The following is a 25,536-nucleotide window of genomic DNA, read 5'->3' as shown; positions in this document are numbered from 1 at the left end:
GCTCCCTACAGACTCGGCGTCGGCACCGCGTCGGGTGCGTCGGTGGAGGTGTAATCGAAGGTGACATCGCCCCAGGTCGACAGCGCGACTTCGAGCGAACGGCAGGTCGAGGCGGCCGTGCGCAGCACGTCGGGCCCCTCCTTCAGCAGGTCGCGCCCTTCGTTGCGGGCCTTGACCACCGCTTCCAGCGCCACCCGGTTCGCTTCGGCGCCCGCCGCGATCCCGAGGGGATGGCCGATGGTGCCGCCGCCGAACTGCAGGATCACGTCGTCACCGAACAGATCCAGCAGCTGATGCATCTGCCCGGCGTGGATACCGCCCGAGGCCACCGGCATCACCCCGGGCAGGCTCGCCCAGTCCTGGTCGAAGAAGATGCCGTTGCCGAGCTCGGTCGGAATGTGGTTCTCGCGCAGCGTGTCGTAGAAACCGCGGGTGGTCGCCGGATCGCCTTCCAATTTGCCCACCACGGTGCCCGCGTGCAGATGGTCGACCCCGATCAGCCTGCACCATTTCGCCAGCACCCGGAAACTCACGCCGTGGGTCTTCTGCCGGGTGAAGGTCGAATGCCCCGCGCGGTGCAGGTGCAGCAGGACACCGTTGCGCCGCGCCCACTTCGACATCGACTGCATCGCGGTGTACCCGACGGTCAGGTCCATCATGATGACCACCGAGCCCAGTTCCTTGGCGAACTGGGCCCGCTCGTACATGTCCTCCATGCTCGCGGCGGTCACATTGAGGTAGTGGCCCTTGATCTCGCCGGTCTCGGCCATCGCCCGGTTCACGCCCTCCATCGCGAACAGGTACCGGTCGCGCCAGCGCATGAACGGCTGGGAGTTGATGTTCTCGTCGTCCTTGGTGAAGTCCAGGCCGCCCTTGCAGGCCTCGTAGATCACCCGGCCGTAATTCCGGGCCGAGAGCCCGAGTTTCGGTTTCACCGTCGCGCCCAGCAGCGGCCTGCCGTATTTGTTGAGATATTCGCGTTCCATCACCGTGCCGTGCGGCGGGCCCTGGAAGGTCTTGACATAGGCCACCGGAATACGCATGTCCTCGAGCCGCAGGGCGAGCAGCGGTTTGAAACCGAAGACATTTCCGATGATCGAGGAGGTGAGGTTGGTGATCGACCCCTCCTCGAAAAGATCCAGATCGTAGGCGATGTAGGCGAAGTACTCGCCCGCCCGGCCCGGCACCTCGTCGATCCGGTAACACTTGGCCTGATACTTCGAGTGCGCGGTGAGCCGGTCGGTCCAGACGACAGTCCAAGTGGCAGTGGAGGATTCACCCGCCACGGCCGCCGCGGCCTCGATCGGGTCGACACCGCGCTGCGGGGTCACCCGGAACACCGCGAGCACATCGGTCTCCGACGGCACATAGTCGGGTGCGTAATATCCCATCGACGCGTAGGACTGAACACCCGGATCCCAACGATCCCGTTCGGTTTCTTCCGCCATGGTTCCTCCTGTATCTGATTCGCCGGATCAGGGGCCCTACGTGGTTACGCATGCTGCCGCCTCCGGGCCCTGACCTCTCCGGCGGTGGAATCCGGTGTGCGCCTTGATGAATTACAGGATGGGGGCGGGAACCCCCACAAACAATGTGAATGTTTCTGGGAAAGCTCAACCGAAACGTTGAGTTTGCTACCGTCGGGTAATGGGCAGGGTGAGTGCGGGGCGGATGGAGACGTTCCTCGCGGTGGCCCGGCTCGGCAGTATCCGCCGGGCAGCCGCCCAGCTACACGTCACCGAGGCGGCGGTGTCGGCCGCGGTCGCCCACGTCGAGAAGCAGCTCGGCGCCAAACTGATCACCCGCTCCGGTCGCGGGATCGCCCTGACCGAGGCGGGCCGGGTCTACGCCGAATACTGCCGGGGGATCCTCGGTCTCATGAAGGAGGCGCACGCCGCGGTCCGCCAGGCCGAGGCGGGCAGGCTGCGGATCGGTGTCGTCGCCACCGCCGGTGAATCGGTGGTGCTGCGGCCGCTGGCCTCGTTCCGGCAGCGCTATCCCGATGTGGAGCTGAGCCTGTCGATCCAGCCGCGCGACGTGCTGTTCCTCGAATTGCAGCACCACGAAACCGATCTCGTGATCGCGGGCCGCCCGCCGCACGAGGCCAACCTGGTGATCCAGGCACGTCGCCCGAGCACCCTCGTCGTGGTCGGTACCCACGACGCGCACGATCCGCGCCACACCACCTGGCTACTGCGCGGCAACGGCTCAGGCACCAGGGAGGCCACCCTCGCGCTCATCGATCGGCTCCAGATCGACCCACCCACCCTCACGCTGGGTTCCCACGGCGCTGTCATCGCCGCGGCCCGCGAGGGCCTCGGCATCACCCTCATCCACTCCGACGCCGTCGGCGAACACCTCGACTCGGGCGCGTTGCGCACCCTCGACGTCCCCGGCACCCCCCTCGACCGCGCCTGGCACGCCGTCACCACCCCCACCCCCACCCCGGCCACCCGCCTGTTCCTCGCCCATCTCATCGACCCCCTCGAAACCGGCACCGACGCCTTCCATGCCGCCATCGGTCCCTGACCCGATATCGACCAGAGCGGCGTCTCCCGCCGCGTCGAGCGCCGCACGCGAGTTCCACCGGACCGGCGCGTGCCGTCAGGCCGCGTAGTCCTTGACGGGGAGGGTGCGAGCCACCTTCTGGGGCGCCCCGCCGATCAGCCCTCGCCAGGGCAGATAGGGCAACAGCCGCACGTTGAGGTTGCGGAAGCGGATCATGGCGTTGCTCGCCGGGGCGTACCAGGCGCCGGTCCCTTCGGCGAACTTCTGGCAGGCGTCGACCATGGGCCGCAGCCGCCGCTCGTAGGCGGCGAACGCCGCGGTGTACTCACCTGCCGCAGCTGCCAATTCGCCGGCCAGCGTGTAGGCGCCGACGAGCGAGAGGTTCGCGCCCTGCCCCGACAGCGGAGAGGCACAGTAGCCCGCGTCGCCGACGAGCGTCACGCGGCCCGTTGACCAGGAGCTCATGTGGATCTGGACCATGGCGTCGAAGTAGAAGTCGGGCGCCTCGTCGAGATGGGCGAGCAGGCGCGGCACCTGCCAGCCCTGCCCGGCGAATGTCTCGGCGAGGATCTTCTTCTGCTGGGCGACATCGCGGTAGTCGTGGTCGATCGGGTCGGAGGCCCAGGTGAAGGTCGCTTTCGCCGCACGGTTCTCACGGGCGCTGTAAACCCCGGCGATCTTGCCCGGGGTGTTGTAGTCCTGCTCCCAGTGATCGAGTCCGAGGAAGTTCGGGACGGTGTAGGTGGAGATGTAGTAACCCATGTGCCGGGCGAACTCCGCCTCCGGACCGAAGACCAGGGCGCGCGTGTGGGAGTGCGCCCCGTCCGCGCCGATCACCAGATCGAAGGTGCGCGGCTCGGAGTGTTCGAAGCGCACCCGCACCCCGTTCTCGTCCTGGTCCAGCGCGGCGATGGAGTCGCCGAACAGGTACTCGACATCGCCGCGGGTGGCCTCGTACAGCACCAGCGCCAGGTCACCGCGCTGGATCTCGGTGTCCCCGTCCGCGCCGACGCCGTTGAACATTTCACTCGAGATGCTGGCACGCGGCCTGCCGGAGGCGTCGACGTAGGAGGTGCCGCGCTTGCCGGTGCTCAGTTCGTGCACCCGGTCGAGCAGGCCCATGCGCCGGACCAGCTCGGTGGCGGTGCCGAGCACGTCGATGGCCTCTCCGCCCTCGCGCACGGTGGGCGCCTTCTCCACGATCGTCACCTCGAACCCGTAGCGCCGCAGCCAGAAGGCCACTGCGGGCCCGGCGATGCTCGCGCCCGAGATCAGGACGTTTCGGTTGCTCAGCTGCCGCATGCACAGAACCGTACAACCGATTTGGGCATTTGCGCAAGACAGATGTCTCAGTCGTTTGCGCTACCCTGAGCCCATGGGAAATCGCGAGGATCTGTTGACGGGCGCACGAGCCTGCCTGTTCGACAAGGGCTACGCGCGGACCACGGTGCGCGACATCGCCGCCGCGGCCGGCGTGAGCATGGCGGCGATCGGTTATCACTTCGGCACCAAAGAGGCACTGCTGACCGAGGCGCTGGCCGAGGCCACTCGCGAATGGGGCGCCGAACTCGCCGCGGCGCTCGCGCGGGTACCCGACAGTTCCACCGATCCGTGGCAGCGCTTCGCCGACCGATGGGACGCCGCGCTGGCCACCGTCGCCACGCACCACGGCCTGTGGTCGGCCACCTTCGAGGCTCTCGCCCACCCCGACGTGCGCGCCCAGCTCGCCGGCAACCTCGAGGAGGCCCGGGCCGGCCTGGCCGCGCTCTTCGACGGCGTCGACGAGAACGACACCCGCGGCTCGGGCGCCCTCTATCAAGCACTGCTCACCGGCCTCGCGGCCCAATATCTCATCGACCCCGCCAGTGCCCCCAGCGGAAAGGATCTCGCCGGATCGCTGCGTCGAATCACCGGCGACACCGCGTGAGTTCGGCGGTCGCCGCGTCGAATCCGCTGGCGCGGAGCCCCATCCGCCGCAACGGATTCGACGCGCCACGCGGTCCGAGTGAACTCGCTGGAGGGCGGCCCGACGCGACGTCCCGAGTTCCTTGCCCCGCAGGCCAACCCACCGATCCGGCGAACGTGCCACGCGCGGCGCCCGCGCGGACGTACGATCCGAGCGTGGCCGAAACGAAGGGCTCCACCCCGCTGCGTGTGCTGGTCTACAGCAACGATGCCGACACCAGGCAACAGGTGATCCTGGCGCTGGGCCGTAAGCCGCGCGCGGACCTCCCCGAACTCGATTTCTTCGAGGTCGCCACGGCGCCGGTCGTCATCGAGCAGATGGACGCGGGCGGGATCGACCTGGCCATCCTCGACGGCGAGTCCGCGCCCGCGGGTGGCCTCGGCATCGCCAAGCAGCTCAAGGACGAGATCGATGAGTGCCCGCCGCTGGTCGTGCTGACCGGCAGGCCCGACGACGCCTGGCTGGCGAACTGGTCGCGTGCCGAGGCCGCCGTCTCGCACCCGATCGACCCCATGCAGCTCACCAACGCGGTCGCGGGCATCCTGCACGCGCGCTGATCGGCGCCGCCGCGGCATCGTCCCACTCTCTCGGATAGTCCCGAGTCCCTCACCGCTGTCCATCACCACTGGTGACGACAGTGGTTTCCGGTCGTGCGCGGAATCCGGATTACCCCCGGATCGCTCATGAATCGCCGTACCGAAATCGATCAAACCCCACCCCGGAAACGCGCGGCGGACCCCGGTCACGGCGGTAGTCTGTGCTTTAGCTCACACGAGCGCGGGTTCAGATATAACGCTCCGTCATCGCCGCACAGCCTTGCGCGAGCCCCGTTACCAGGCGGACAACGTCGTCGGCCCGTCTCGCCGAAAGCTGCCGTCCGCGGCCGGGCCACACGGCTCGACCTGCTCCAGCGAGGAGGGGAAGTGCAGTCGTGAACATCGAGGTGCCCGCACTCGTACTCGGCGCCATCGCCGCGGCGTTCGCGGTGTTCTCCGTCATCATGGCGGCCCTGGTGGGTCCGAAGCGCAACAACCGGGCCAAATTGGAACCCTATGAATGCGGTATCGAGCCGACGCCGCACGCCGTCGCCGGTGGCCCGGGAAACACCGGGGGACAGCGCTTTCCGGTGAAGTACTACCTCACGGCGATGTTGTTCATCATCTTCGACATCGAGATCGTGTTCCTCTACCCGTGGGCCGTGCACTTCGACGCGCTCGGCCTGTTCGGGCTCGCCGCGATGGCGCTGTTCATCGTCAATGTGTCGGTCGCCTACGCCTACGAATGGCGGCGCGGCGGCCTCAGCTGGGAATGAGTGGGAAAAAATGGGTCTCGAAGAGAAACTGCCCAGCGGGTTCCTGCTGAGCACGGTCGAGGATTTCGCCGGCTACCTGCGCAAGGGTTCACTGTGGCCCGCGACGTTCGGGCTGGCCTGCTGCGCGATCGAGATGATGGCCACCGGCGCAGGGCGATTCGACATCGCCCGCTTCGGCATGGAGGCCTTCCGCGCCTCCCCCCGCCAAGCCGACCTGATGATCGTGGCGGGCCGCGTGAGCCAGAAGATGGCCCCGGTGCTGCGCCAGGTCTACGACCAGATGACCGAACCGAAATGGGTGCTGGCCATGGGCGTCTGCGCGTCCTCGGGCGGCATGTTCAACAACTACGCGATCGTGCAGGGCGTCGACCACGTCGTCCCGGTCGACATCTATCTGCCCGGCTGCCCGCCGCGGCCGGAGATGCTGCTCAACGCGATCCTCGCCCTGCACGCCAAGATCGCCGAGATGCCGATGGGCGTCAACCGCGAGGAAGCGATCCGCGCCGCCGAGCAGGCCGCCCTCGCCAGCACCCCGACCATTCGGATGGAGGGCCTGCTGCGATGACGTTCGACGCACCCGACAACGCCGACAGCCCCGCCGGACAAGACATTCCGGAGGAGACGCCCACCCCGGCCAAGCCACCGGCACCGCCCGCCGAAGAGGTGATCGGCACCCGGCGCGGCATGTTCGGTGTCACCGGCACCGGCGACACCTCCGGCTACGGCGGCCTGGTCACCCCCGTCGCGCTGCCCGCGGGCACGCCCCCGCCCTACGGCGGCTGGTTCGACGGCTTCGTCGGCACCCTGCGCGCCGCCCTCACCCACCGGGTCATCGCCTTCGACACCGTGATCGAGCGGATCGTCGTCTTCCGCGACGAGATCACCCTGCACGTGCGGCGCGAACACCTGGTCGAGGTGGCGAGCGCGCTGCGCGACGACTCCTCGCTGCGGTTCGAACTGTGCCTCGGCGTGAACGGCGTGCACTACCCCGACGAGCGCGGCCGCGAACTGCACGCGGTGTATCACCTCATGTCGATCACCCACAACAGGCGCATCCGGCTGGAAGTGTCGGCGCCCGATGCCGATCCGCACATCCCGTCACTGTTCGCGGTCTACCCGACCACCGACTGGCACGAGCGCGAGACCTACGACTTCTTCGGCATCCTCTTCGACGGGCATCCCTCGCTCACCCGCATCACCATGCCCGACGACTGGCGCGGCCACCCGCAGCGCAAGGACTACCCGCTCGGCGGGATCCCGGTGGAGTACAAGGGCGCGCGGATACCGCCGCCCGACGAGCGGAGGGCCTACAGCTGATGACCGACACCGATTTCCGCCGCGACGAACCCCAGATCGTCACCGTGGCGGGCCAGGACTGGGACCAGGTCAGCGAGGTCATCGAGGGCGGCGCCGAGGAACGCATCGTCGTCAACATGGGCCCGCAGCACCCGTCCACGCACGGCGTGCTGCGCCTGATCCTCGAGATCGAGGGCGAGACCGTCACCGAGGCCCGCTGCGGCATCGGCTACCTGCACACCGGCATCGAGAAGAACCTGGAGTTCCGCACCTGGACCCAGGGCGTCACCTTCGTGACCCGGATGGACTACCTGTCCCCCTTCTTCAACGAGACCGCCTACTGCCTCGGCGTGGAGAAACTACTCGACATCACCGAGCAGATCCCCGAACGCGCCACCGTGGTGCGGGTCATGCTGATGGAACTCAACCGCATCTCCTCGCACCTGGTCGCGCTGGCCACCGGCGGCATGGAACTGGGCGCCCTCACCCCGATGCTGTTCGGCTTCCGGGAACGCGAACTCATCCTCGACGTCTTCGAGACCATCACCGGCCTGCGGATGAACCACGCCTTCATCCGTCCCGGCGGCCTCGCCCAGGACCTGCCCGACGACGGCGTCACCAAGGTCCGCGAACTGCTCGACATCATGCCGGGCCGGTTGCGCGACATGGAGCACCTGCTCACCGCCAACCCGATCTGGAAGAAGCGCACCCAGGACATCGGCTACCTCGACCTCACCGGCTGCATGGCGCTCGGCATCACCGGTCCGGTCCTGCGTGCCACCGGCCTGCCGCACGATCTGCGCAAGGCCGCACCCTACTGCGGCTACGAGAACTACGAATTCGACATCCCGACGACCACCGGCTGTGACTGCTACGGCCGCTACATCATTCGCGTGGCGGAGATGCGGGAGTCGCTCAAGATCGTCGAGCAGTGCCTGGACCGGCTGCGTCCCGGGCCGGTGATGATCGACGACAAGAAGATCGCCTGGCCCGCCGACCTGCAACTCGGTCCCGACGGACTCGGCAACTCCCCCGAGCACATCGGCAAGATCATGGGCACCTCCATGGAATCGCTGATCCACCACTTCAAGATCGTCACCGAGGGCATCCGCGTCCCCGCGGGCCAGGTGTACGCGGCCGTGGAGTCCCCGCGCGGCGAACTCGGCGTGCACATGGTCAGCGACGGCAGCACCCGCCCGTACCGGGTGCACTACCGCGATCCCTCGTTCACCAACCTGCAGGCGGTGGCCGCGATGTGCGAGGGCGGCATGGTCGCCGACGTCATCGCCTCGGTCGCCAGCATCGACCCCGTCATGGGCGGAGTAGACCGATGACCACGGAAAAGCCTTCCAGCACAACGATCCTGCTCAACCTCACCACCCGTCCCGAGCCCTACCCGCCGCACATCCGGCAGCGGCTCGAGGTCGACGCCAAGGAGATCGTCAACCGCTACCCGCAGCCCCGGTCCGCGCTGCTGCCGCTGCTGCACCTGGTGCAGGCCGAGGACGGGTACGTCACCGGCACCGGGATCGACTTCTGCGCCGACCAGCTCGGACTCACCGCCGCCGAGGTCACCGCCGTAGCCACCTTCTATTCGATGTACCGGCGCACCCCCACCGGCGACTACCACGTCGGTGTGTGCACCAACACGCTGTGCGCGGTCCTGGGCGGCGACGCCATCTACGAAGCGCTGCAACAGCATCTGGGTGTCGGCCACGGGGAGACCACCGCCGACGGCGCCATCACCCTCGAACACGTCGAATGCAACGCGGCCTGCGACTACGCGCCGGTGATGATGGTCAACTGGGAGTTCTTCGACAATCAGACCCCCGACTCGGCCCGCGCCATCACCGACGCCCTGCGCGCCGGTCACCAGGTGCGTCCGACGCGCGGCGCACCGCTGTGCACCTTCCGCGAGACCGCGCGCATCCTGGCCGGTTTCCCCGACGAACGCCCCGGCGCGCTCGACGGCGCACCCGGCCCAGCCACGCTGGCCGGGCTCGACGCCGCGGCCGCGGACGACGCCGGACAGGGGGCCTGAGATGACCACCCTCACCCCGGTTCTCAGCGAACACTGGGCCCAGCCGCGCTCCTGGACGCTCGACAGCTACCGATCCACCGGCGGCTACGAAGGACTGCGCGCCGCGCTGCGCCTTTCCCCCGACGACGTGATCCAGACCGTCAAGGACGCGGGCCTGCGCGGCCGCGGCGGCGCGGGCTTCCCGACCGGCATGAAATGGTCGTTCATCCCGCAGGGGCCCGGCCCGGACGGCACGACGAAACCGCACTACCTCGTCGTCAACGCCGACGAGTCCGAACCCGGTACCTGCAAAGACATTCCGCTGATGCTGGCCACCCCGCACACCCTGATCGAGGGCGTGGTCATCGCGGCCTACGCGATCCGGGCGGCGACCGCGTTCATCTACGTGCGCGGCGAGGTGGTGCCCGTACTGCGCCGCCTGCAGGCCGCCGTCGCCGAAGCGTACGCGGCGGGCTATCTCGGCAAGAACATCCTCGGCTCCGGTGTCGACCTGGAACTCATCGTGCACGCGGGCGCGGGCGCCTACATCTGCGGCGAGGAGACCGCCCTGCTCGACTCGCTCGAGGGCAGGCGCGGTCAGCCCCGACTGCGGCCGCCCTTCCCGGCGGTCGCCGGTCTGTACGCGTGCCCGACGGTGGTCAACAATGTCGAATCCATCGCCAGCGTGCCGTCGATCCTGCGCCGCGGCACCGAATGGTTCCGCTCGATGGGCAGCGAGAAGTCCCCCGGCTTCACCCTGTACTCGCTCTCTGGGCACGTCGCCCGGCCCGGCCAGTACGAGGCACCGCTCGGCATCACCCTGCGCGAACTGCTCGGCTACGCCGGCGGGATACGGGCGGGCCACACCCTCAAGTTCTGGACACCCGGCGGTTCGTCCACGCCGATCTTCACCGCCGAACACCTCGACACCGCCCTCGACTACGAAGGCGTGGCCGCGGCCGGGTCCATGCTCGGCACCAAGGCGCTGCAGATCTTCGACGACACCACCTGTGTCGTGCGCGCCGTGCTGCGCTGGACCGAGTTCTACGCCCACGAATCCTGCGGCAAGTGCACACCCTGCCGCGAGGGCACCTATTGGCTGGTGCAGCTGCTGCGCCGGCTCGAAGCGGGTCAGGGCACCGAGGCCGACCTCGACAAGCTCGCCGACATCGCCGACAACATCAACGGCAAATCGTTCTGCGCGCTCGGTGACGGCGCGGCGAGCCCGATCTTCTCCTCGCTGAAGTACTTCCGCGAGGAATACCTCGAGCATCAGCGTCGCGGCGGCTGCCCGTTCGATCCGTCCCGCGCCACGGTGTGGGCCGACGCAGGGAAAGAGGACCGATGACAGCGATCGCTCCAGGTAACAGCAGCGGCGTCGTGCCCGCGGATCTGGTGAGCGTCACCATCGACGACACCACGGTCCAGGTCCCCGCGGGCACCCTGCTCATCCGCGCCGCCGAGCTCATCGGCGTGCAGATCCCGCGTTTCTGCGACCACCCCCTGCTCGACCCGGTGGGCGCCTGCCGCCAATGCCTCGTCGAGGTGGAAGGTCAGCGCAAGCCGGTCGCCTCCTGCACGATTCCGGTCACCGACGGCATGATCGTGCGCACCCAGCTCAGCTCCCCGGTCGCCGAGAAGGCCCAGCGCGGGGTGATGGAACTGCTGCTCATCAACCACCCCCTGGACTGTCCGGTGTGCGACAAGGGCGGCGAATGCCCGCTGCAGAACCAGGCGATGTCCACCGGCAGCGCCGAATCCCGCTTCGACGGCGAGAAGCGCACCTACCCGAAACCGATCCCGCTGTCCTCGGCCGTCCTGCTCGACCGGGAACGCTGCGTGCTGTGCGCGCGGTGCACCCGCTTCTCCCAGCAGGTCGCCGGCGATCCGTTCATCGAACTGATGGATCGCGGTGCGCTGCAACAGGTCGGCACCGCCCAGGCCGAGCCGCTGGACTCCTATTTCTCCGGCAACACCGTGCAGATCTGCCCCGTCGGCGCGCTCACCGGCACCTCCTACCGGTTCCGGGCCCGCCCCTTCGACCTGGTGTCCACGCCGAGTGTGTGCGAGCACTGCGCCGCCGGCTGCGCCCAGCGCACCGACCACCGGCGCGGAAAGGTCCTGCGCCGCTTGGCCGGTGACGACCCGCAGGTCAACGAGGAGTGGAACTGCGACAAGGGCCGCTGGGCATTCGCCTACGCCACCGAACGCGACCGCCTCACCACGCCGCTGGTGCGCGGCTGGGACGGCGTGCTCGCTCCCGCCTCCTGGAACGAAGCGCTCGCCGCCGCCGCGACCGGCCTGCACGCCGCCATCGGCAACGCGGGCGTGCTCGTCGGTGGGCGCGTCACCGAGGAAGAGGCCTACGCCTACGGCAAGTTCGCGCGCATGGTGCTGGCCACCAACGACATCGACTTCCGCAGCCGCCCGCACTCCGAGGAGGAGGAACGTTTCCTCGCCGCCCGCGTCGCGGGCCACGGCGTGCGGGTCGACTACGCCGCGCTCACCGCCGCACCGGTCGTGCTGCTCGTCGGCTTCGAACCGGAAGAGGAATCGCCGATCGTCTACCTGCGCCTGCGCAAGGCCGTGCGCACGCGTGGCCTGCGGGTCGTCGCGCTGGCGCCGTTCGCCTCACGCGGACTCGAACGCCTCTCGGGCACACTCGTCCAGACCCCGCCCTGCGGGGAAGCGGATGTCCTCGACGCCATCGCGGCCGAGAACTCCACCGAGGCCACTGAACTCAGGGCGCTGCTGCGCACCCCCGGCGCGGTCGTCCTGGCGGGTGAACGGCTCGCGGGCAGCCCCGGCGCGCTGTCGGCCGTGGCTCGCCTCGCCGACCGCACGGGCGCCGAACTGGCCTGGATACCGCGGCGCGCCGGCGAACGCGGCGCGCTCGAGGCAGGCGCCCTGCCCAGCCTGCTGCCCGGCGGCAGGCCCGTCATCGATCCCGCGGCGCGCCAACAGGTTCGCCACCGCTGGCAGTCGGGTGAACTGCCGGTGACCCTCGGCCGCGACACCGCGGGCATCCTCAACAGCGCCGCGCAACTGGGGGCACTCGTGATCGGTGGCGTCGACCCGGCCGACCTCCCCGACCCGGCCGCGGCCGTCGCCGCCATCGACGCGGCCCGTTTCGTGGTGAGTCTCGAACTGCGCCACAGCGCCGTCACCGAACGCGCCGACGTCGTGTTCCCCGTCGCGCCGGTCACGGAGAAATCCGGCACCTTCCGCACCTGGGAGGGCAGGCCCCGCCCGTTCGCCGCCGCACCGCTGGACACCACCCGCCGCGTCGCCGCGCCCCTGTCGGACCTGCGTGTCCTGCACGCACTCGCCGCCGAGATGGGCGAACCGATCAACCTGCCCGACGCCGCGGCCGCCCGCGCCGAGCTCGACACCCTCGGCGCGTGGACCGGCGAACCGATCTCGACGCCCGAACACACCAGCCAGACACGGCCCGTCGCCGGACCGGGCACCGCGATCCTCGCCGGCTGGCGCATGCTGCTCGACGCGGGCCGCATGCAGGACGGCGAACCCCATCTGGCCGGGATCGCGCGCCCGCCGGTCGCCCGGCTCTCGGCCGCGACCGCCGCCGAGATCGAGGCCGTCGACGCCGACCGCATCGTCGTCTCCACCGACCGCGGCGAGATCACGGTGCCGCTGATGATCACCGACCTGCCCGACCGGGTCGTGTGGCTGCCGCTGCACTCGACCGGCTGCGAGGTCGCCGCCACCCTCGGCGTGACGCCCGGCGCCGTGGTGCGCCTGCGCCGGGCCGACGACAGGATGAAGGAACACCGCCATGAGTGAATCCGTATTCGGCACCGATCCGCTCTGGCTGGTGGTGCTCAAGGCGCTCGGTGTGTTCGTGTACCTGATGCTGGTGCCGCTCATCGCGGTCTACGCCGAGCGCAAGGTCGTCGCCTGGATGCAGATGCGGGTCGGCCCCAACCGCATCGGGCCCGGCGGCATGTTCCAGTCCATCGCCGACGGCGTGAAGATGGCGCTCAAGGAAGACATCATCCCGGCGATCGTGGACAAGCCGATCTTCGTGCTCGCCCCGATCATCTCGGTGATCCCGGCGTTCATGGCGTTCGCGGTGATCCCGTTCGGTCCCGAGGTGTCGATCCTGGGCCACACCACCGCACTGCAGCTCACCGACATGCCCGTCGCGGTGCTCTACATCCTCGCCATCACCTCCATCGGCGTGTACGGCATCGTGCTCGCAGGCTGGTCGTCGGGCTCGACCTACCCGCTACTGGGCGGGCTGCGCTCGACAGCGCAGGTGATCTCCTACGAAATCGCGATGGCACTGACCTTCGCGACGGTGTTCCTGCTCTCGGGCACGATGGCGACCTCCGGGATCGTCACCGCGCAGGAGGGCACCTGGTACGTCTTCCTGCTGCTGCCCTCGTTCCTCATCTACTGCGTGGCCATGGTGGGCGAGACCAACCGGGCGCCGTTCGACCTGCCCGAAGCCGAAGGCGAACTGGTCGGCGGCTTCCACACCGAGTACTCCTCGCTCAAGTTCGCGATGTTCATGCTCGCCGAGTACGTCAACATGGCCACGGTGTCGGCGCTGGCCACGACGCTGTTCCTCGGCGGCTGGCGGGCGCCGTTCCCGATCAGCCTCTGGGCGGGCGCCAACTCCGGCTGGTGGCCGCTGCTGTGGTTCACCCTCAAGGTGTGGACGTTCCTGTTCGTCTTCGTCTGGCTGCGCGGCACCCTGCCCCGGCTGCGCTACGACCAGTTCATGAACCTGGGCTGGAAACTGCTCATCCCCACCTCGCTGGTGTGGGTGATGATCGTGGCCACCGCTCGCGTCCTCGATCTCGAAGGGATCCCGGGCAAGAACGCGATCCTGGTGGGCGTCGGCCTCGCCATCACCGCGGCGATGATCGCGATGTTCCTGCGCGCGGGCCGGGCGAAGGGCCTGCCGCCGCTGCCGGACGAACCCGCGAAATCGCCGGTGTTCCTCGGCTTCCCGGTACCGCCGATGCCCGCGCGCACCGACGCGGAACCCGAACTGGGCCTGTTCGACCCGCTCGCCGGATTCGCGGTCACCGCGGCCACCATGTTCAAGAAGCCCAACACCGAGTTCTATCCCGAGCAGAAGGTGCCGACCGCGCCCCGCTACCACGGCCGCCATCAACTCAACCGGTACGCCGACGGGCTCGAGAAGTGCATCGGCTGCGAACTGTGCGCCTGGGCCTGCCCCGCCGACGCGATCTTCGTCGAAGGCGCCGACAACACCGAGGACGAACGCTTCTCCCCCGGTGAGCGCTACGGCCGCGTCTACCAGATCAACTACCTGCGCTGCATCGGCTGCGGTCTGTGCATCGAGGCGTGCCCGACCCGCGCGCTGACCATGACCAACGACTACGAGCTCACCGACGACAACCGCGCCGACCTCATCTACGAGAAGGACCGCCTGCTCGCCCCGCTGGCCGAGGGCATGACGCCCCCGCCGCACGCCATGGCGCCCGGCACCGACGAGGCCGACTACTACCTCGGCCGCGTCCAGCCCACCACCTCGCAGGAGGTGCTGCGATGACCACCCTGCTCGCTGCCGACATCCCGAGCACCGCCACCGGCGAGGCCGTGCTGTTCTGGGTCCTCGCCCCGATCGCGGTCCTCGGCGCACTCGGCATGGTCACCGCCGCCAAGGCCGTGCACTCGGCACTGTGCCTGGCCGCCACCATGATCGCGCTCGCCGTGTTCTACATCGCCCAGGGCGCGCTGTTCCTCGGTGTCGTCCAGATCGTCGTCTACACCGGCGCGGTGATGATGCTGTTCCTGTTCGTGCTGATGCTCGTCGGCGTCGACTCCGCGGAATCGTTGCGGGAGACGTTGCGCGGGCAGCGCATCGCGGCCGCTGTCGTCGGCGTCGGGTTCGGGTTGTTGCTCATCGGCGGGATCGGCGCGGCCCTGCGCGACAGCGCGATCGCCTATCCCGCACGCGGTTTCGGTGGTCGCGACGTCATCGCCGAACTGGCCGAGCTCATCTTCCTGCGCTACGTCTGGGCCTTCGAGCTGACGGGCGCGCTGCTCATCACCGCCACCATCGGCGCGATGGTGCTGGCCCACCGTGAGCAGTTCACGCCGCGGCGCGGTCAACGCGAGATGTCGCGTGATCGCTTCCGCACCGCGGGTGAGCGCGCCACCCCGCAACCCACTCCCGGCGTGTACGCCAGGCACAACGCCGTCGACAGCCCCGCCCAGCTCCCCGACGGCAGCTTCGCCGAACTGTCGGTGAGCACGATCCTGCGTCACCGCCGCACCCGCGCGCACACCGAGGCCGCCGCGCTCTCGGTCGGCGCGGGCAGCGACGTCACCCCGACGGCCGACGAGGAAGGCACCCGGTGAACCCCGAGAACTATCTGTTCCTGTCCGCGCTGTTGTTCACCATCGGCGCCGCGGGAGTGCTGTTGCGCCGCAACGCCATCGTGGTGTTCATGTGCATCGAGCTGATGCTCAACGCGGTGAATCTGGCCTTCGTCACCTTCGCCCGCCTGCACAGCAATCTCGACGGCCAGGTGATCGCGTTCTTCACCATGGTCGTCGCCGCGGCCGAGGTCGTCGTCGGCCTGGCCATCATCATGACGATCTTCCGTGCCCGCCGGTCGACCTCGGTCGACGACGCCAACCTGCTGAAGTTCTGACATGGGTACCGCGACATTGTGGCTGCTGCCCGCCCTTCCGCTGGCGGGCGCGATTCTGCTGCTCCTGCTCGGGCACCGCGCCGACCGCTGGGGCGCCTACCTGGGCACCGCCGCCGCGCTGGCCTCGTTCGTCGTCGCCGCGATCGCCTTCGCCGGCATGCTCGGCCGCGCCGACGCCGACCGCGCGATCCACCACGAGCTGTTCCGCTGGGTGCCCACCGGTGACCTGCAGGTCGGGTTCGGCCTGCAGCTCGATCAGCTCTCGATCTGCTTCGTCCTGCTGATCACCGGCGTCGGCTCGCTCATCCACCTCTATTCGATCGGCTACATGAGCCACGATCCGGGCAGGCGGCGCTTCTTCGGCTACCTCAACCTGTTCCTGGCGGCCATGCTCGTGCTCGTGCTGGCCGACAACTTCCTGGTGCTCTACCTCGGCTGGGAAGGGGTCGGGCTGGCGTCCTACCTGCTGATCGGTTTCTGGTACGAGAAGCCGTCCGCGGCGACGGCGGCCAAGAAGGCGTTCATCGTCAACCGGGTCGGTGACATGGGTCTGGCGATCGCCATGATGACGATGTTCGCCACCTTCGGTTCCTTCGACTTCCGCACCGTGTTCGCGGCGGCGCCGGGCGCGAGCGAGGGCACCCTCACCGCCATCGGATTGCTGCTGCTGCTCGCGGCCTGCGGCAAGTCCGCGCAGGTGCCGCTGCAGTCCTGGCTCGGTGACGCGATGGAGGGCCCCACTCCGGTCTCGGCGCTCATCCACGCCGCCACCATGGTCACCGCCGGTGTGTATCTGATCGCCCGCGCCAACCCGATCTACGATCTCGCCCCGAACGCGCAGGCCGCGGTGATGGCCGTGGGCGCGGTGACGCTGCTGTTCGGCGCGATCGTCGGCTGCGCCAAGGACGACATCAAGAAGGCGCTGGCCGCCTCGACCATGAGCCAGATCGGATACATGATCCTGGCCGTCGGCCTCGGACCCGCCGGGTACGCCTTCGCGATCATGCACCTGCTCACCCACGGCTTCTTCAAGGCCGGGCTGTTCCTCGGTGCCGGGTCGGTGATGCACGCGATGAACGACGAGACCGACATGCGCCGCTACGGCGGCCTGCGCAGGTTGCTGCCGATCACGTTCGTCACGTTCGGTCTCGGCTATCTGGCGATCATCGGCGTCCCGCCGTTCTCGGGCTTCTTCTCCAAGGACAAGATCATCGAGGTCGCCTTCGATCACGGCGGGGCGGTCGGCATCCTGCTGGGCGCGGTCACTCTCGTCGGCGCCGCGCTCACCGCCTTCTACATGACCCGCGTCATGCTCATGACATTCTTCGGCGAGCGGCGCTGGCGGCCCGACACCCACCCGCACGAGGCGCCCGCGGTGATGACCGGCCCGATGATCCTGCTCGCGTTCGGTTCGGTGTTCGCCGGCGGGCTGTTCGTCTGGGGCTCGGCGCTGCAGAACTGGCTCGAACCGGTGGTCGGATCCCATCACGCCGAACCGGTCGTGCCCGCCGGGGTGGTGACCGGGATGGCGCTGACCGCCGTCGCGATCGGGGTAGCGGTCGCCTACCGCAAGTACGCCGAGAGCCCGGTCCCCGAGACCGCGCCCGAGCCGGTCACCGTGTTCACCACGGCGGCCCGCAGGGACCTCTACGGCGACGCCGTCAACGAGGCCGTGTTCGAACGACCCGGCCGCCACCTCACCCGGGCACTGGTGTTCCTCGACGCTCGCGGTGTCGACGGCATCGTCAACGGCACGGCCGCCGGGATCGGCGGACTGTCGGCGCGGGTACGGCGCATCCAGACCGGTTTCGTGCGCTCCTATGCCCTGTCCATGTTCACCGGCGCGGCCCTGGTGGCCGCTGCCCTGCTGGCGGTGAGGTTCTGGTGAACTCGTTTCCCTGGCTGACGACGCTCTGGCTCGCGCCCGCGATCGGCGCTGTCGCGGTACTCGCCGTGCCGGCCGCGCGGCGGACTGTGGCGCGCGCGCTGGCATTCGCGGTATCGATCGGTGTGCTTGCGCTCGCCGTCACCCTGGCGGTGCGGTTCCAGCCGGGCGGCGCGCAGTACCAGTTCGTCGAGGAGCACGAGTGGATCCCGGCCTTCGGCGTCGGCTACACACTCGGCCTGGACGGCATCGCCACCGCGCTGGTCCTGCTGACGGCGGTGTTGCTGCCGTTGCTGATCCTGGCCGGCTGGAACGATGATCGCGCCGCCGGGGACGGCCGCAAGACCGCACACATCTACCTGGCGCTGATGCTGCTGGTCGAGTCGATGGTGCTGATCTCGTTCCTGGCTCTGGACATCCTGCTGTTCTACGTGTTCTTCGAAGCGATGCTCATCCCGATGTACTTCCTCATCGGCGGCTTCGGGCCACGCACCGGCGATGCCGCCGTGCGCGCGCAGCGCTCCCGCGCCGCGGTGAAGTTCCTGCTGTACAACCTGTTCGGCGGACTGATCATGCTGGCCGCGGTGATCGGGCTGTACGTGCTCACCGCGCAGGCCGGGCTCGGCGAGGGTTCGGCGGGCACGTTCGACCTGCGGACGGTGGTCGCCGCCGCCAACAACGGTCAGCTCGGCGGCAGCACCGCCGTCGTCAACGCGCTGTTCCTCGGCTTCCTGTTCGCCTTCGCCGTGAAGGCGCCGCTGTGGCCGCTGCACACCTGGTTGCCCGATGCCGCGGTCTCGGCCACACCGTCGAGCGCGGTCCTGATGATGGCGGTGGTCGACAAGGTCGGCACCTTCGGCATGCTGCGGTACTGCCTGCTGCTGTTCCCGCTGGCCTCGGACACGTTCGCGCCGTTGGTGATCACCCTGGCCGTGATCGGCATCCTCTACGGCGCACTGCTCGCGATCGGGCAGACCGACGTGATGCGCCTGATCGCCTACACCTCCATCTCGCACTTCGGTTTCATCATCCTGGGCATCTTCGCGATGACCACCCAGGCGCAGTCCGGGGCGACGCTCTACATGGTCAACCACGGCCTGTCCACGGCCGCGCTGTTCCTCATCGCCGGATTCCTCGTCTCGCGCCGCGGCACCAGGATGATCGCCGATTTCGGTGGGGTACAGAAGGTCGCGCCGGTGCTGGCCGGCACGTTCTTCATCGCGGGCCTGGCGACCCTCTCGCTGCCCGGTCTCGCACCGTTCGTCAGCGAATTCCTGGTCTTGGTCGGCACTTTCGGCAAGTACAAGGTCGCCGCGGTCATCGCGACCGGCGCGCTGGTGCTGGCCGCGATCTACGTGCTGTGGATGTACCAGCGGATGATGACCGGCCCGCTGAAGCAGGGCAACGAGAATCTGCGCGATCTGGTCCCGCGCGAACTCGCCGTCGTGGTCCCGCTGCTGGTCGCCCTGCTGGTCCTCGGCTTCTACCCGAAACCGGTGCTGGACATGGTGGATCCCGCGGTGGGGCACACCCTGTCGACGATCGGTAAGCACGATCCCGCTCCGACGGTCCCCGCTCCCGAAGCAGGCGCGGCCACCCAGCCCGCGGGCGGACACAAATGAGGACGGACACCGTGATCATCAACGACCTCGCGGCCACCCTGCCCGCGCCGAGCATCGAATACCACCTGCTGGCCCCGATGTTGATCGTGTTCGCGGTCGGCGTCGTCGGCGTGCTGGTCGAGGCGTTCGTGCCGCGGTCGACGCGCTACCTCACCCAGCTGGCCCTAAGCCTGGCCGGCGTGCTCGCCGCACTGGTGGCTGTCGTGCTGCTGGCGGGCACCGAGGGTACGGCCGTGGTCGGCGCCGTCGCGATCGACGGGGTGGCACTGTTCCTGCAGGGCACCATCCTGATCGTGGCGCTGCTGGGTCTGCTGTTGATCGCCGAACGCGGCGCGGTCCCCCGCGCGCGCAGCGGCCCCGGCACCTGGAGCCGGGCGGCGGCCGTGCTCGACCGCGGTGTCGACGCGTTCACCCCGCAGGCCTCGGCCGTGCCGGGCAGCGCGCACGAACTGGCGGCGGTGCGCTCGGGGGTGTCGACCACCGAGGTGTTCCCGCTGACCATGCTCGCCCTCGGCGGTCTGCTGCTGTTCCCCGCGGCCAACGATCTGCTGACGATGTTCGTCGCGCTCGAAGTGCTGTCGCTGCCGCTGTATCTGCTGTGTGGGCTGGCCCGCAGGCGGCGGCTCCTCTCGCAGGAGGCGGCGCTGAAGTACTTCCTGCTCGGCGCGTTCTCCTCCGCCTTCTTCCTCTACGGGGTGGCGCTGCTGTACGGGCAGACCGGCACCGTGTCACTGCCGGGAATCGGTGCGGCACTGGACAAGCAGCCCGAGAACGCGACCCTGGCGCTGCTCGGCATCGCGATGCTCGCGGTCGGGTTGCTGTTCAAGATCGGCGCCGCGCCGTTCCAGGCGTGGGTGCCCGACGTGTACCAGGGTGCGCCGACCCCGGTCACGGCGTTCATGTCGGCGGCCACCAAGATCGCCGCGGTCGGCGCGACCCTGCGTGTGCTCATGGTCGGGGTCGACGCGCTGCGCGACGACTGGCGGCCGGTGCTCGCCGCGGTCGCGGTGGCGACGATGGTGGTCGGCGCGGTCATGGCGATCACCCAGACCGATGTGAAGCGGATGCTGGCGTACTCCTCCATCGCCCATGCCGGGTTCCTGCTCGTCGGTCTGGTCGCGGCCGACGACGCCGGCGTCGCGGCGGTGCTGTTCTATCTGCTGGCCTACGGGCTCGGCACGGTCGGCGCGTTCGCGGTCGTCACCCTGGTGCGCGATTCCTCGGGCGACGAGGCGACCGCGCTGTCGCGGTGGGCTGGGCTCGGGCGTCGATCCCCGTGGCTGGCATCGGTGTTCGCGCTGCTGCTGCTCTCCTTCGCCGGTCTGCCGTTGACGAGCGGGTTCGTCAGCAAGTTCGCGGTGTTCGCCGCCGCGTCCGGTGCCGGCTACACGCCGCTGGTCATCGTCGGCGTCGTGTGCAGTGCGATCGCCGCGTTCTTCTACGTGCGGGTGATCGTGCTGATGTTCTTCACCGATCCCCCGGCCGATGCCCCGACCGTGACCGCGCCGTTCGCGACGACTCTGGTGGTCGCGTTCACCGCGGGCGCCACGGTGCTGTTGGGTCTGTTCCCGCAGCCGGTCCTGGATCTGGCCGAGAACGCGGCCACGTTCCTGCGCTGACATGCCCACCGGCGAAGCACCCCGGGGCCGGCCACCGACCAGCCACGAACGGCAGTCGGGGCAGCCGTGGGATGCCTCCTACCGGGACGGGCCGCCGCCGTGGGACATCGACGAACCTCAACCGGCGGTCGTGCGCCTGGCCGAGGCCGGTGGCTTCGCCAGCCCGGTGCTCGACGCGGGGTGCGGGACCGGCGAGAACGGGCTCTACCTGGCCTCGCGCGGACTGTCGGTGTTCGGTGTCGACGTGGCCGAGACCGCGGTGGCGACCGCCAACTGCCGTGCCACCGCCCGCGGGCTCGACGCCACGTTCGCGGTGGGCGACGCGCTGCACCTGCGCCCGCTGGCGCGCACATTCCGGACGGTGCTGGACTGCGGTCTCTTCCACACCTTCGACCCCGCCGAACGCGCGGACTATGTGACGAGCCTGGCCGAGGTCGTCGAGCCCGGCGGCACCGTCCACATCCTGTGCTTCAGCGATTCCGGCCCCGCCCCCGGTCCGCACCCGCTGAGCAGGGCCGCGGTGGCGGAACCGTTCGGCTCCGGGGTGGATTGGCAGGTCGCGGCCATCGAACCGGACACTCTCCGAACACGATTCAGCGACGCCTGCCCCGCCTGGTTCGCCACCGTCCGGCGCCGGCCGAGCTGATAGCCTGGCGCGATGCCACGTCGTCTCGGGCCGCGATCAGCCGTCGCGGTGTTCCTGGCGATGCTGGCCGTTGCCGGAACAGGATGCGCCCGAACGATTTCCGGGTCGGCGGGCCCGGCCACGGCCGACACCACGGTGTGTGACGCCGGCGTGATGGTCGTGCTCGACGTCTCGCTGTCGATGGAAGCGACCGATGTCTCGCCCAGCCGGCTCCGTGTCGCGCAGCAGGCCGTGCGCGAATACGCCCTCGCGCTCCGCCCGGACACCGGCCTCGGGCTGACCACCTTCGCCGGGACCGCCCAGGTCCTCGTGCTGCCGACCACCGACCGCGCCCCGTTCCTGGCCGCGATGGACTCGATCGAACTCGCCGAGCGCACCGCCACCGGCGAAGCCGTCTTCACCGCGCTCCAGAGCCTGGCCATGTACGCCGCACTCGGCGCGGTCAACGGCAAGCGCCGGATCATTCTGATCTCCGACGGCAAACAGACCACCCCCGCCGAACTCGGCGCTCCGCGCGGCGCCTACACCGCGGCCGCCGAGGCGCTGCGCAAGGACGTCTCGGTCTCGACGATCTCGCTCGGTACCGCCGACGGCGTGGTGGACATCCCGAACGCCGCTGGCCCGCCCCACCGAGTCCCGGTCCCCGCCGACCCGGAGTCGTTACGCGAGATCGCACAACGGGGCGGCGGCGAATTCTGGTCCGCGACAACGCTGCCCGAGCTCACCGCGGCCCTCGCCGCGATGACCTGTACCCGCTGACCCGGCGATCGGATCGCCCGGCTGCAGCACCGGGTGACCACGGGTCGGCGCCACCGCGAGTGAGGTTCCCCAGCGCGCTCGCTCGATTCCGGCGCTCACCCGTGCGCGTCGTATCGCCGCCGGACGAGCGGAACCGCCGCACGCCAGATCGGGCGCCAGACCCGGCCCGGCAGGAATCTGCTGCGTTCCTCGTGCGCGACGCGTGCTCTCGGATGTGCCATCCAGCCGGCGGGCCCGGGGTGATAGTCGGCGAGGTAGTCGATGGCAGCCAGGTGTTTGACACTCTTGTAGCCGTAGTGCGCGGGTGCGACCAGGCGGATCGGGGCGCCGTGGTCGGGGGTGAGCGGTTGCCCGTCGAGCCGATCGGCCAGCAGCACGTCCGCGGCGACCGCGTCGTCGATGCTCAGGCAGCAGTGGAAGCCGTCGAGCCCACGGAACCGCACCCACCGGGCGGCCGCCGGAACCTCGAAGACGCCGTGCACCCACTCGTGGACGACCCGGAACGCCACCCCGCTCCACCACAGATCGACGGCGCTCCAGGTGGTCACGCAGTGCAGGTCGCCGACCCTGGTTTCGCGGTGGCCGCGCAGCAGCTCCGTGACGGGCACGTCGCCGCCTTGCTCACCGACGCGCACGACCAGGCGCGGGTGGGCCGGGAGAGTCGGCCGCCGTGCCGCGAACGCGGGCAGCCCGAAGCGTCGCAGGTCGTCCACCGTCTGCCCGGGTGGTAGCCGGTGTGCGCGGGGGACCTCGTGGCCGAGCACGGTCACGCCGAGGTCTTGGGTTCGGCCAGTCGGGCGGTTCCGGTGGCCAGCGCACAGACTGTCACGGTGCCGTCGGCGTCGACGACCTCGATCCGGGCGCTGCACAGCGCCTGGCGACGGTCCTTGTGGTCGACGACCGCAGTGGTGCGGAGCGTGCCATGTCGCGCGGCATGCAGGTATTTGACCGTCACCTCCGTGGTCAGGATGCTCGCCCCGAGCACGGTGCCCGCCGCGAAGGTGAGCGCGTTGTCGGCGCAGTAGGCCAGCACGCCGCCGTGGACCAGCCCGAACTGTTGCCGGTGGCGGTCGGTGATGTCGAGTTCGAGCACCGCCTGGCCGTCGCCGAACGCGGCGAGTCGCGCACCCACCACCTCGTTGAACGGCTGAGCCGCCAGTACCCGCCGCGCGGTGTCCAGTTCGATCACGGTCATCCACTCCCTCTTTCTAGAGACTTCTCCCTAAAAAGAAAGTAGAGCATAATCTCTAGAACTATGGGAAGAACTGCCACGCATTCCGTCGAAGCGCTCCTGGCCGCCGCGGCGGGCCTGTTCGCCTCCGGTGGGGCGCGGGCACTCACCATGAGCGCGGTCGCGCGCACGGCGGGAGCGCCGAGCGGGTCTGTCTACCACCGGTTTCCCGACCGCCCCGCGCTGCTGGCGGCCGTCTGGGTGCACACCGTGCGGAAATTTCAGGACGAATACCTGCGGGAACTCGGAGCGCGGCCCACGCCCGACGATGCCGTCCGCGCCGCGGAGTGGATCGTCGACTGGTGCCGCCGGAATCCGGCCTCGGCCGCCGTGCTGCAGGCCGGCGTGCACGCCTTCGAACCCGAATCATGGTCTGCGGAGTCGACGGGCGCGTTCGAGGCCGTACGGGAACAGCAGGCGCGCGAGATCAAAGCCCTCGTCGCATCGATCGCCACGCAGGCCGGTCTCCCCGCCGACCAGGCGCAGTTCGCCCTGTTCGACCTGCCGCTCGCGGTGGTGCGGCCCTACCTGATCGCCGGGCGGACACCTCCGCCGAAGGCGCGCACCCTCGTACGGGAACTCGCGGCCAGGATTCTGAAGGCTCCAGGGCCTGCCGACGCGACCGCGCCCAGTCCCGCCGAAACCTGAACCCGGCGCGGCACAGTCGGGCGCCGGGCGAACCTTCCGTCATCTCAGGGGCGTTCGGTGGGAATCTCGCCGTACAACTGCCGGGCGCGTGTGGTCAGCAGGGGCAGCAGGATCGTTCGCCAGGTGGCCGGGTGTATCAGGAGATCACCGGCATCGACAGCGTCCGGTGCCGCGGGATCCTCGACATCCACCCCGGCCAGGCCGGCGAACTCCCGCCGCAGAATCGTCCCGAACTCGGTGGCGTCGGCAGGCACCGGTAGCGCGCAGACCCTGTCCCGCAACGCCTCCCACGCCGCGGGGTCGCCGTCGGATCCCCATTGCTTGGGCCGACGATCGAACAGTCGCGCTATCTCGGATCTCGCTGGCACCCGCCGAATCCTACCGAGCACACGTTGTCCGTGCGGTCTGCCGAGTTCGCCGCGTCGGTGCGGTGATGTCGGCGCCACCCCGCGCGATGCCGACATCACTCGCTTCCTGGCGAGACGGGTCAGTCGTTCCCGTCGAGAATGCCGTGCAGGACGCGGGCGAAGGGCTCGGGCTCGCCCGGGTAGCCGGATTCGGGTCCGGTGAAGCCGCCGTGGTGGCTGGGGAACAGTGCGGGCTCGTGGCCGAGCCGGGCCGCGACCGCCGTCGAGGTGCGTTCGGTGACCGTCCCCCGCGACTCTTCCCCGAACCCAAGGACGATCCGGGTCGGCGCCGCGGTGAGCGCGGCGACATCGAGCTCGTAGGCCAGGACCGGCCGCGACCGCTCCGACAGCAGCGGATCGTCCCGGGAACCGTCGTCGTCGACGGGCAGGCCGAACATCGCCGGGTCCGCGGTGGGCGCGGCGAAGTACTCGTCGGTGAACTCGCCCTGCCAGGACGTCATCGCGATGAACGCGGCCATGCCGGCGCCGAAGCCCTTCGCCGCGTAGGCGGCACGGTATCCGTCGGCCGCGCGCGCGGCCGCTTCGGCATCGGGCAGGGCGGTGAGCAGGGGCGGTTCGTGCGCGACCAGGGTCGTCACGTCCGCGGGATGGGCGGTGACGAGGGCGAACGCGACGATCGCGCCGCCGCTGCTGGCGAAGAGTTCGACCGGGCCCGCATCGAGCGCCTCGATGACGGCGTGCACGTCGTCGGCGTGCACGGCGGGGACGTTGTCGACCTCACCGTCGGTGCGGACGCTGCGGCCGAGTCCGCGCGGGTCGTAGGTCACGACCGTCCGGTCCGGGAAATGCGCGGCGAGCGCGGCGAACCCGTCGGCGGCCATCGGGAGACCGGTCATGAGCAGCGGGGGCCGCCCGTCGGCGGTCGGCAGTGGACCGTAGACGTCGTAGGTGAGCGTTGCGCCGGGGACTTCGAGCTTGTGTGTCGTCATGTCCGTTCTGA

The 25,536-nt window shown here is 69.5% G+C and carries 25 protein-coding genes and 1 pseudogene; 20 read left to right on the top strand and 6 right to left on the bottom strand.

Features of this window, described 5'->3' with window-relative positions; all coding sequences use genetic code 11:
- Positions 1-5: 5 nt before the first annotated feature.
- Entirely contained in the window at positions 6-1,448 is a 1,443-nt protein-coding gene (locus AB0H56_RS16090; protein ID WP_357163098.1) for a form I ribulose bisphosphate carboxylase large subunit, read from the bottom strand.
- Positions 1,449-1,647: 199 nt separating this feature from the next.
- Between AB0H56_RS16090 and AB0H56_RS16085 the strand changes: the two genes are divergently transcribed.
- On the top strand, positions 1,648-2,529 hold the full coding sequence (locus AB0H56_RS16085) for a LysR family transcriptional regulator (RefSeq protein WP_232998849.1): 882 nt from the start codon (positions 1,648-1,650) through the stop codon (positions 2,527-2,529).
- A 75-nt stretch (positions 2,530-2,604) separates the two neighbouring features.
- Here AB0H56_RS16085 and AB0H56_RS16080 read toward each other — a convergent pair whose 3' ends face one another.
- Positions 2,605-3,810: an FAD-dependent monooxygenase gene (locus AB0H56_RS16080; protein WP_357163094.1), complete on the bottom strand. Its 1,206-nt coding sequence runs from the start codon at positions 3,808-3,810 to the stop codon at positions 2,605-2,607.
- Positions 3,811-3,883: 73 nt separating this feature from the next.
- On the opposite strand from AB0H56_RS16080, the gene AB0H56_RS16075 reads away from it, so the two are divergent.
- The 18 genes and pseudogenes from AB0H56_RS16075 (at position 3,884) to AB0H56_RS15990 (ending at position 22,289) form a co-directional block, all read left to right on the top strand.
- Positions 3,884-4,435, top strand: coding sequence for a TetR/AcrR family transcriptional regulator (locus AB0H56_RS16075; protein ID WP_357163091.1), 552 nt, complete (start codon positions 3,884-3,886; stop codon positions 4,433-4,435).
- Between the two features lie 194 nt (positions 4,436-4,629).
- Positions 4,630-5,031: a hypothetical protein gene (locus tag AB0H56_RS16070; RefSeq protein WP_357163088.1), complete on the top strand. Its 402-nt coding sequence runs from the start codon at positions 4,630-4,632 to the stop codon at positions 5,029-5,031.
- Between the two features lie 374 nt (positions 5,032-5,405).
- Positions 5,406-5,786 (top strand): NADH-quinone oxidoreductase subunit A, encoded by a 381-nt coding sequence (locus AB0H56_RS16065; protein WP_110039922.1) that lies wholly within the window; start codon positions 5,406-5,408, stop codon positions 5,784-5,786.
- 10 nt (positions 5,787-5,796) lie between these two features.
- Positions 5,797-6,351: an NADH-quinone oxidoreductase subunit B gene (locus tag AB0H56_RS16060; RefSeq protein ID WP_067489943.1), complete on the top strand. Its 555-nt coding sequence runs from the start codon at positions 5,797-5,799 to the stop codon at positions 6,349-6,351.
- A complete protein-coding gene (locus AB0H56_RS16055) occupies positions 6,348-7,103 on the top strand; it encodes an NADH-quinone oxidoreductase subunit C (protein WP_357163085.1) in 756 nt (251 codons plus the stop codon). The genes AB0H56_RS16060 and AB0H56_RS16055 overlap by 4 nt, the downstream gene beginning before the upstream one ends.
- Positions 7,103-8,416, top strand: coding sequence for an NADH dehydrogenase (quinone) subunit D (gene nuoD / locus AB0H56_RS16050; protein WP_357163082.1), 1,314 nt, complete (start codon positions 7,103-7,105; stop codon positions 8,414-8,416). The genes AB0H56_RS16055 and nuoD overlap by 1 nt, the downstream gene beginning before the upstream one ends.
- A complete protein-coding gene (gene nuoE, locus AB0H56_RS16045) occupies positions 8,413-9,123 on the top strand; it encodes an NADH-quinone oxidoreductase subunit NuoE (protein WP_357163079.1) in 711 nt (236 codons plus the stop codon). The genes nuoD and nuoE overlap by 4 nt, the downstream gene beginning before the upstream one ends.
- A 1-nt stretch (position 9,124) precedes the next feature.
- Positions 9,125-10,450 (top strand): NADH-quinone oxidoreductase subunit NuoF, encoded by a 1,326-nt coding sequence (gene nuoF, locus AB0H56_RS16040; protein WP_357163076.1) that lies wholly within the window; start codon positions 9,125-9,127, stop codon positions 10,448-10,450.
- Positions 10,447-12,906, top strand: coding sequence for an NADH-quinone oxidoreductase subunit G (locus AB0H56_RS16035; protein WP_357163073.1), 2,460 nt, complete (start codon positions 10,447-10,449; stop codon positions 12,904-12,906). Before nuoF ends, AB0H56_RS16035 begins: the two co-directional genes overlap by 4 nt.
- Positions 12,899-14,107 (top strand): annotated as a pseudogene (nuoH, locus tag AB0H56_RS16030) (NADH-quinone oxidoreductase subunit NuoH); the annotation flags it as partial. The gene AB0H56_RS16035 and the pseudogene nuoH, both read left to right, overlap by 8 nt.
- A complete protein-coding gene (nuoI, locus tag AB0H56_RS16025; protein ID WP_357163796.1) occupies positions 14,093-14,650 on the top strand; it encodes an NADH-quinone oxidoreductase subunit NuoI in 558 nt (185 codons plus the stop codon). The pseudogene nuoH and the gene nuoI, both read left to right, overlap by 15 nt.
- A complete protein-coding gene (locus AB0H56_RS16020; protein ID WP_357163070.1) occupies positions 14,647-15,462 on the top strand; it encodes an NADH-quinone oxidoreductase subunit J in 816 nt (271 codons plus the stop codon). The genes nuoI and AB0H56_RS16020 overlap by 4 nt, the downstream gene beginning before the upstream one ends.
- Positions 15,459-15,758 carry an NADH-quinone oxidoreductase subunit NuoK gene (gene nuoK / locus AB0H56_RS16015; protein ID WP_110039915.1) on the top strand — a complete coding sequence of 100 codons (300 nt, stop codon included), beginning with the start codon at positions 15,459-15,461 and terminating at the stop codon, positions 15,756-15,758. The genes AB0H56_RS16020 and nuoK overlap by 4 nt, the downstream gene beginning before the upstream one ends.
- 1 nt (position 15,759) lies before the next feature.
- Complete coding sequence (nuoL, locus tag AB0H56_RS16010) at positions 15,760-17,646, top strand: NADH-quinone oxidoreductase subunit L (protein ID WP_357163066.1); 1,887 nt, start codon at positions 15,760-15,762, stop codon at positions 17,644-17,646.
- On the top strand, positions 17,643-19,265 hold the full coding sequence (locus tag AB0H56_RS16005; RefSeq protein WP_357163063.1) for an NADH-quinone oxidoreductase subunit M: 1,623 nt from the start codon (positions 17,643-17,645) through the stop codon (positions 19,263-19,265). The genes nuoL and AB0H56_RS16005 overlap by 4 nt, the downstream gene beginning before the upstream one ends.
- Positions 19,262-20,884, top strand: coding sequence for an NADH-quinone oxidoreductase subunit NuoN (gene nuoN, locus AB0H56_RS16000; RefSeq protein WP_357163060.1), 1,623 nt, complete (start codon positions 19,262-19,264; stop codon positions 20,882-20,884). The genes AB0H56_RS16005 and nuoN overlap by 4 nt, the downstream gene beginning before the upstream one ends.
- A gap of 1 nt (position 20,885) precedes the next feature.
- Entirely contained in the window at positions 20,886-21,530 is a 645-nt protein-coding gene (locus AB0H56_RS15995; protein WP_357163057.1) for a class I SAM-dependent methyltransferase, read from the top strand.
- Positions 21,531-21,542: 12 nt separating this feature from the next.
- Positions 21,543-22,289, top strand: coding sequence for a VWA domain-containing protein (locus AB0H56_RS15990; protein WP_357163054.1), 747 nt, complete (start codon positions 21,543-21,545; stop codon positions 22,287-22,289).
- 95 nt (positions 22,290-22,384) lie between these two features.
- Here AB0H56_RS15990 and AB0H56_RS15985 read toward each other — a convergent pair whose 3' ends face one another.
- Both AB0H56_RS15985 and AB0H56_RS15980 read right to left on the bottom strand, forming a co-directional pair.
- Positions 22,385-23,059, bottom strand: a complete 675-nt coding sequence (locus AB0H56_RS15985; protein WP_357163051.1) for a molybdopterin-dependent oxidoreductase — start codon at positions 23,057-23,059, stop codon at positions 22,385-22,387.
- Positions 23,056-23,484 (bottom strand): PaaI family thioesterase, encoded by a 429-nt coding sequence (locus AB0H56_RS15980; RefSeq protein WP_357163048.1) that lies wholly within the window; start codon positions 23,482-23,484, stop codon positions 23,056-23,058. Before AB0H56_RS15980 ends, AB0H56_RS15985 begins: the two co-directional genes overlap by 4 nt.
- A gap of 60 nt (positions 23,485-23,544) precedes the next feature.
- Between AB0H56_RS15980 and AB0H56_RS15975 the strand changes: the two genes are divergently transcribed.
- The gene (locus tag AB0H56_RS15975) at positions 23,545-24,168 is read left to right on the top strand and encodes a TetR/AcrR family transcriptional regulator (protein WP_357163045.1); all 624 of its coding nucleotides are present in this window, start codon (positions 23,545-23,547) and stop codon (positions 24,166-24,168) included.
- A 44-nt stretch (positions 24,169-24,212) separates the two neighbouring features.
- On the opposite strand, the gene AB0H56_RS15970 is transcribed toward AB0H56_RS15975, so the two are convergent.
- Together AB0H56_RS15970 and AB0H56_RS15965 are read right to left on the bottom strand one after the other, a co-directional pair.
- Positions 24,213-24,536, bottom strand: coding sequence for a hypothetical protein (locus AB0H56_RS15970; protein ID WP_357163042.1), 324 nt, complete (start codon positions 24,534-24,536; stop codon positions 24,213-24,215).
- A 119-nt stretch (positions 24,537-24,655) separates the two neighbouring features.
- The gene (locus AB0H56_RS15965; protein WP_357163039.1) at positions 24,656-25,525 is read right to left on the bottom strand and encodes an alpha/beta hydrolase; all 870 of its coding nucleotides are present in this window, start codon (positions 25,523-25,525) and stop codon (positions 24,656-24,658) included.
- Between the last annotated feature and the right edge of the window lie 11 nt (positions 25,526-25,536).

Origin of the sequence: Nocardia sp. NPDC050717 (assembly GCF_040654275.1) — a bacterium.
In the GTDB taxonomy this organism is placed as follows: Bacteria; Actinomycetota; Actinomycetes; order Mycobacteriales; family Mycobacteriaceae; genus Nocardia.
Note: the sequence above shows the minus strand (reverse complement) of the source record. Positions and strands in the feature narration are given on the sequence as shown.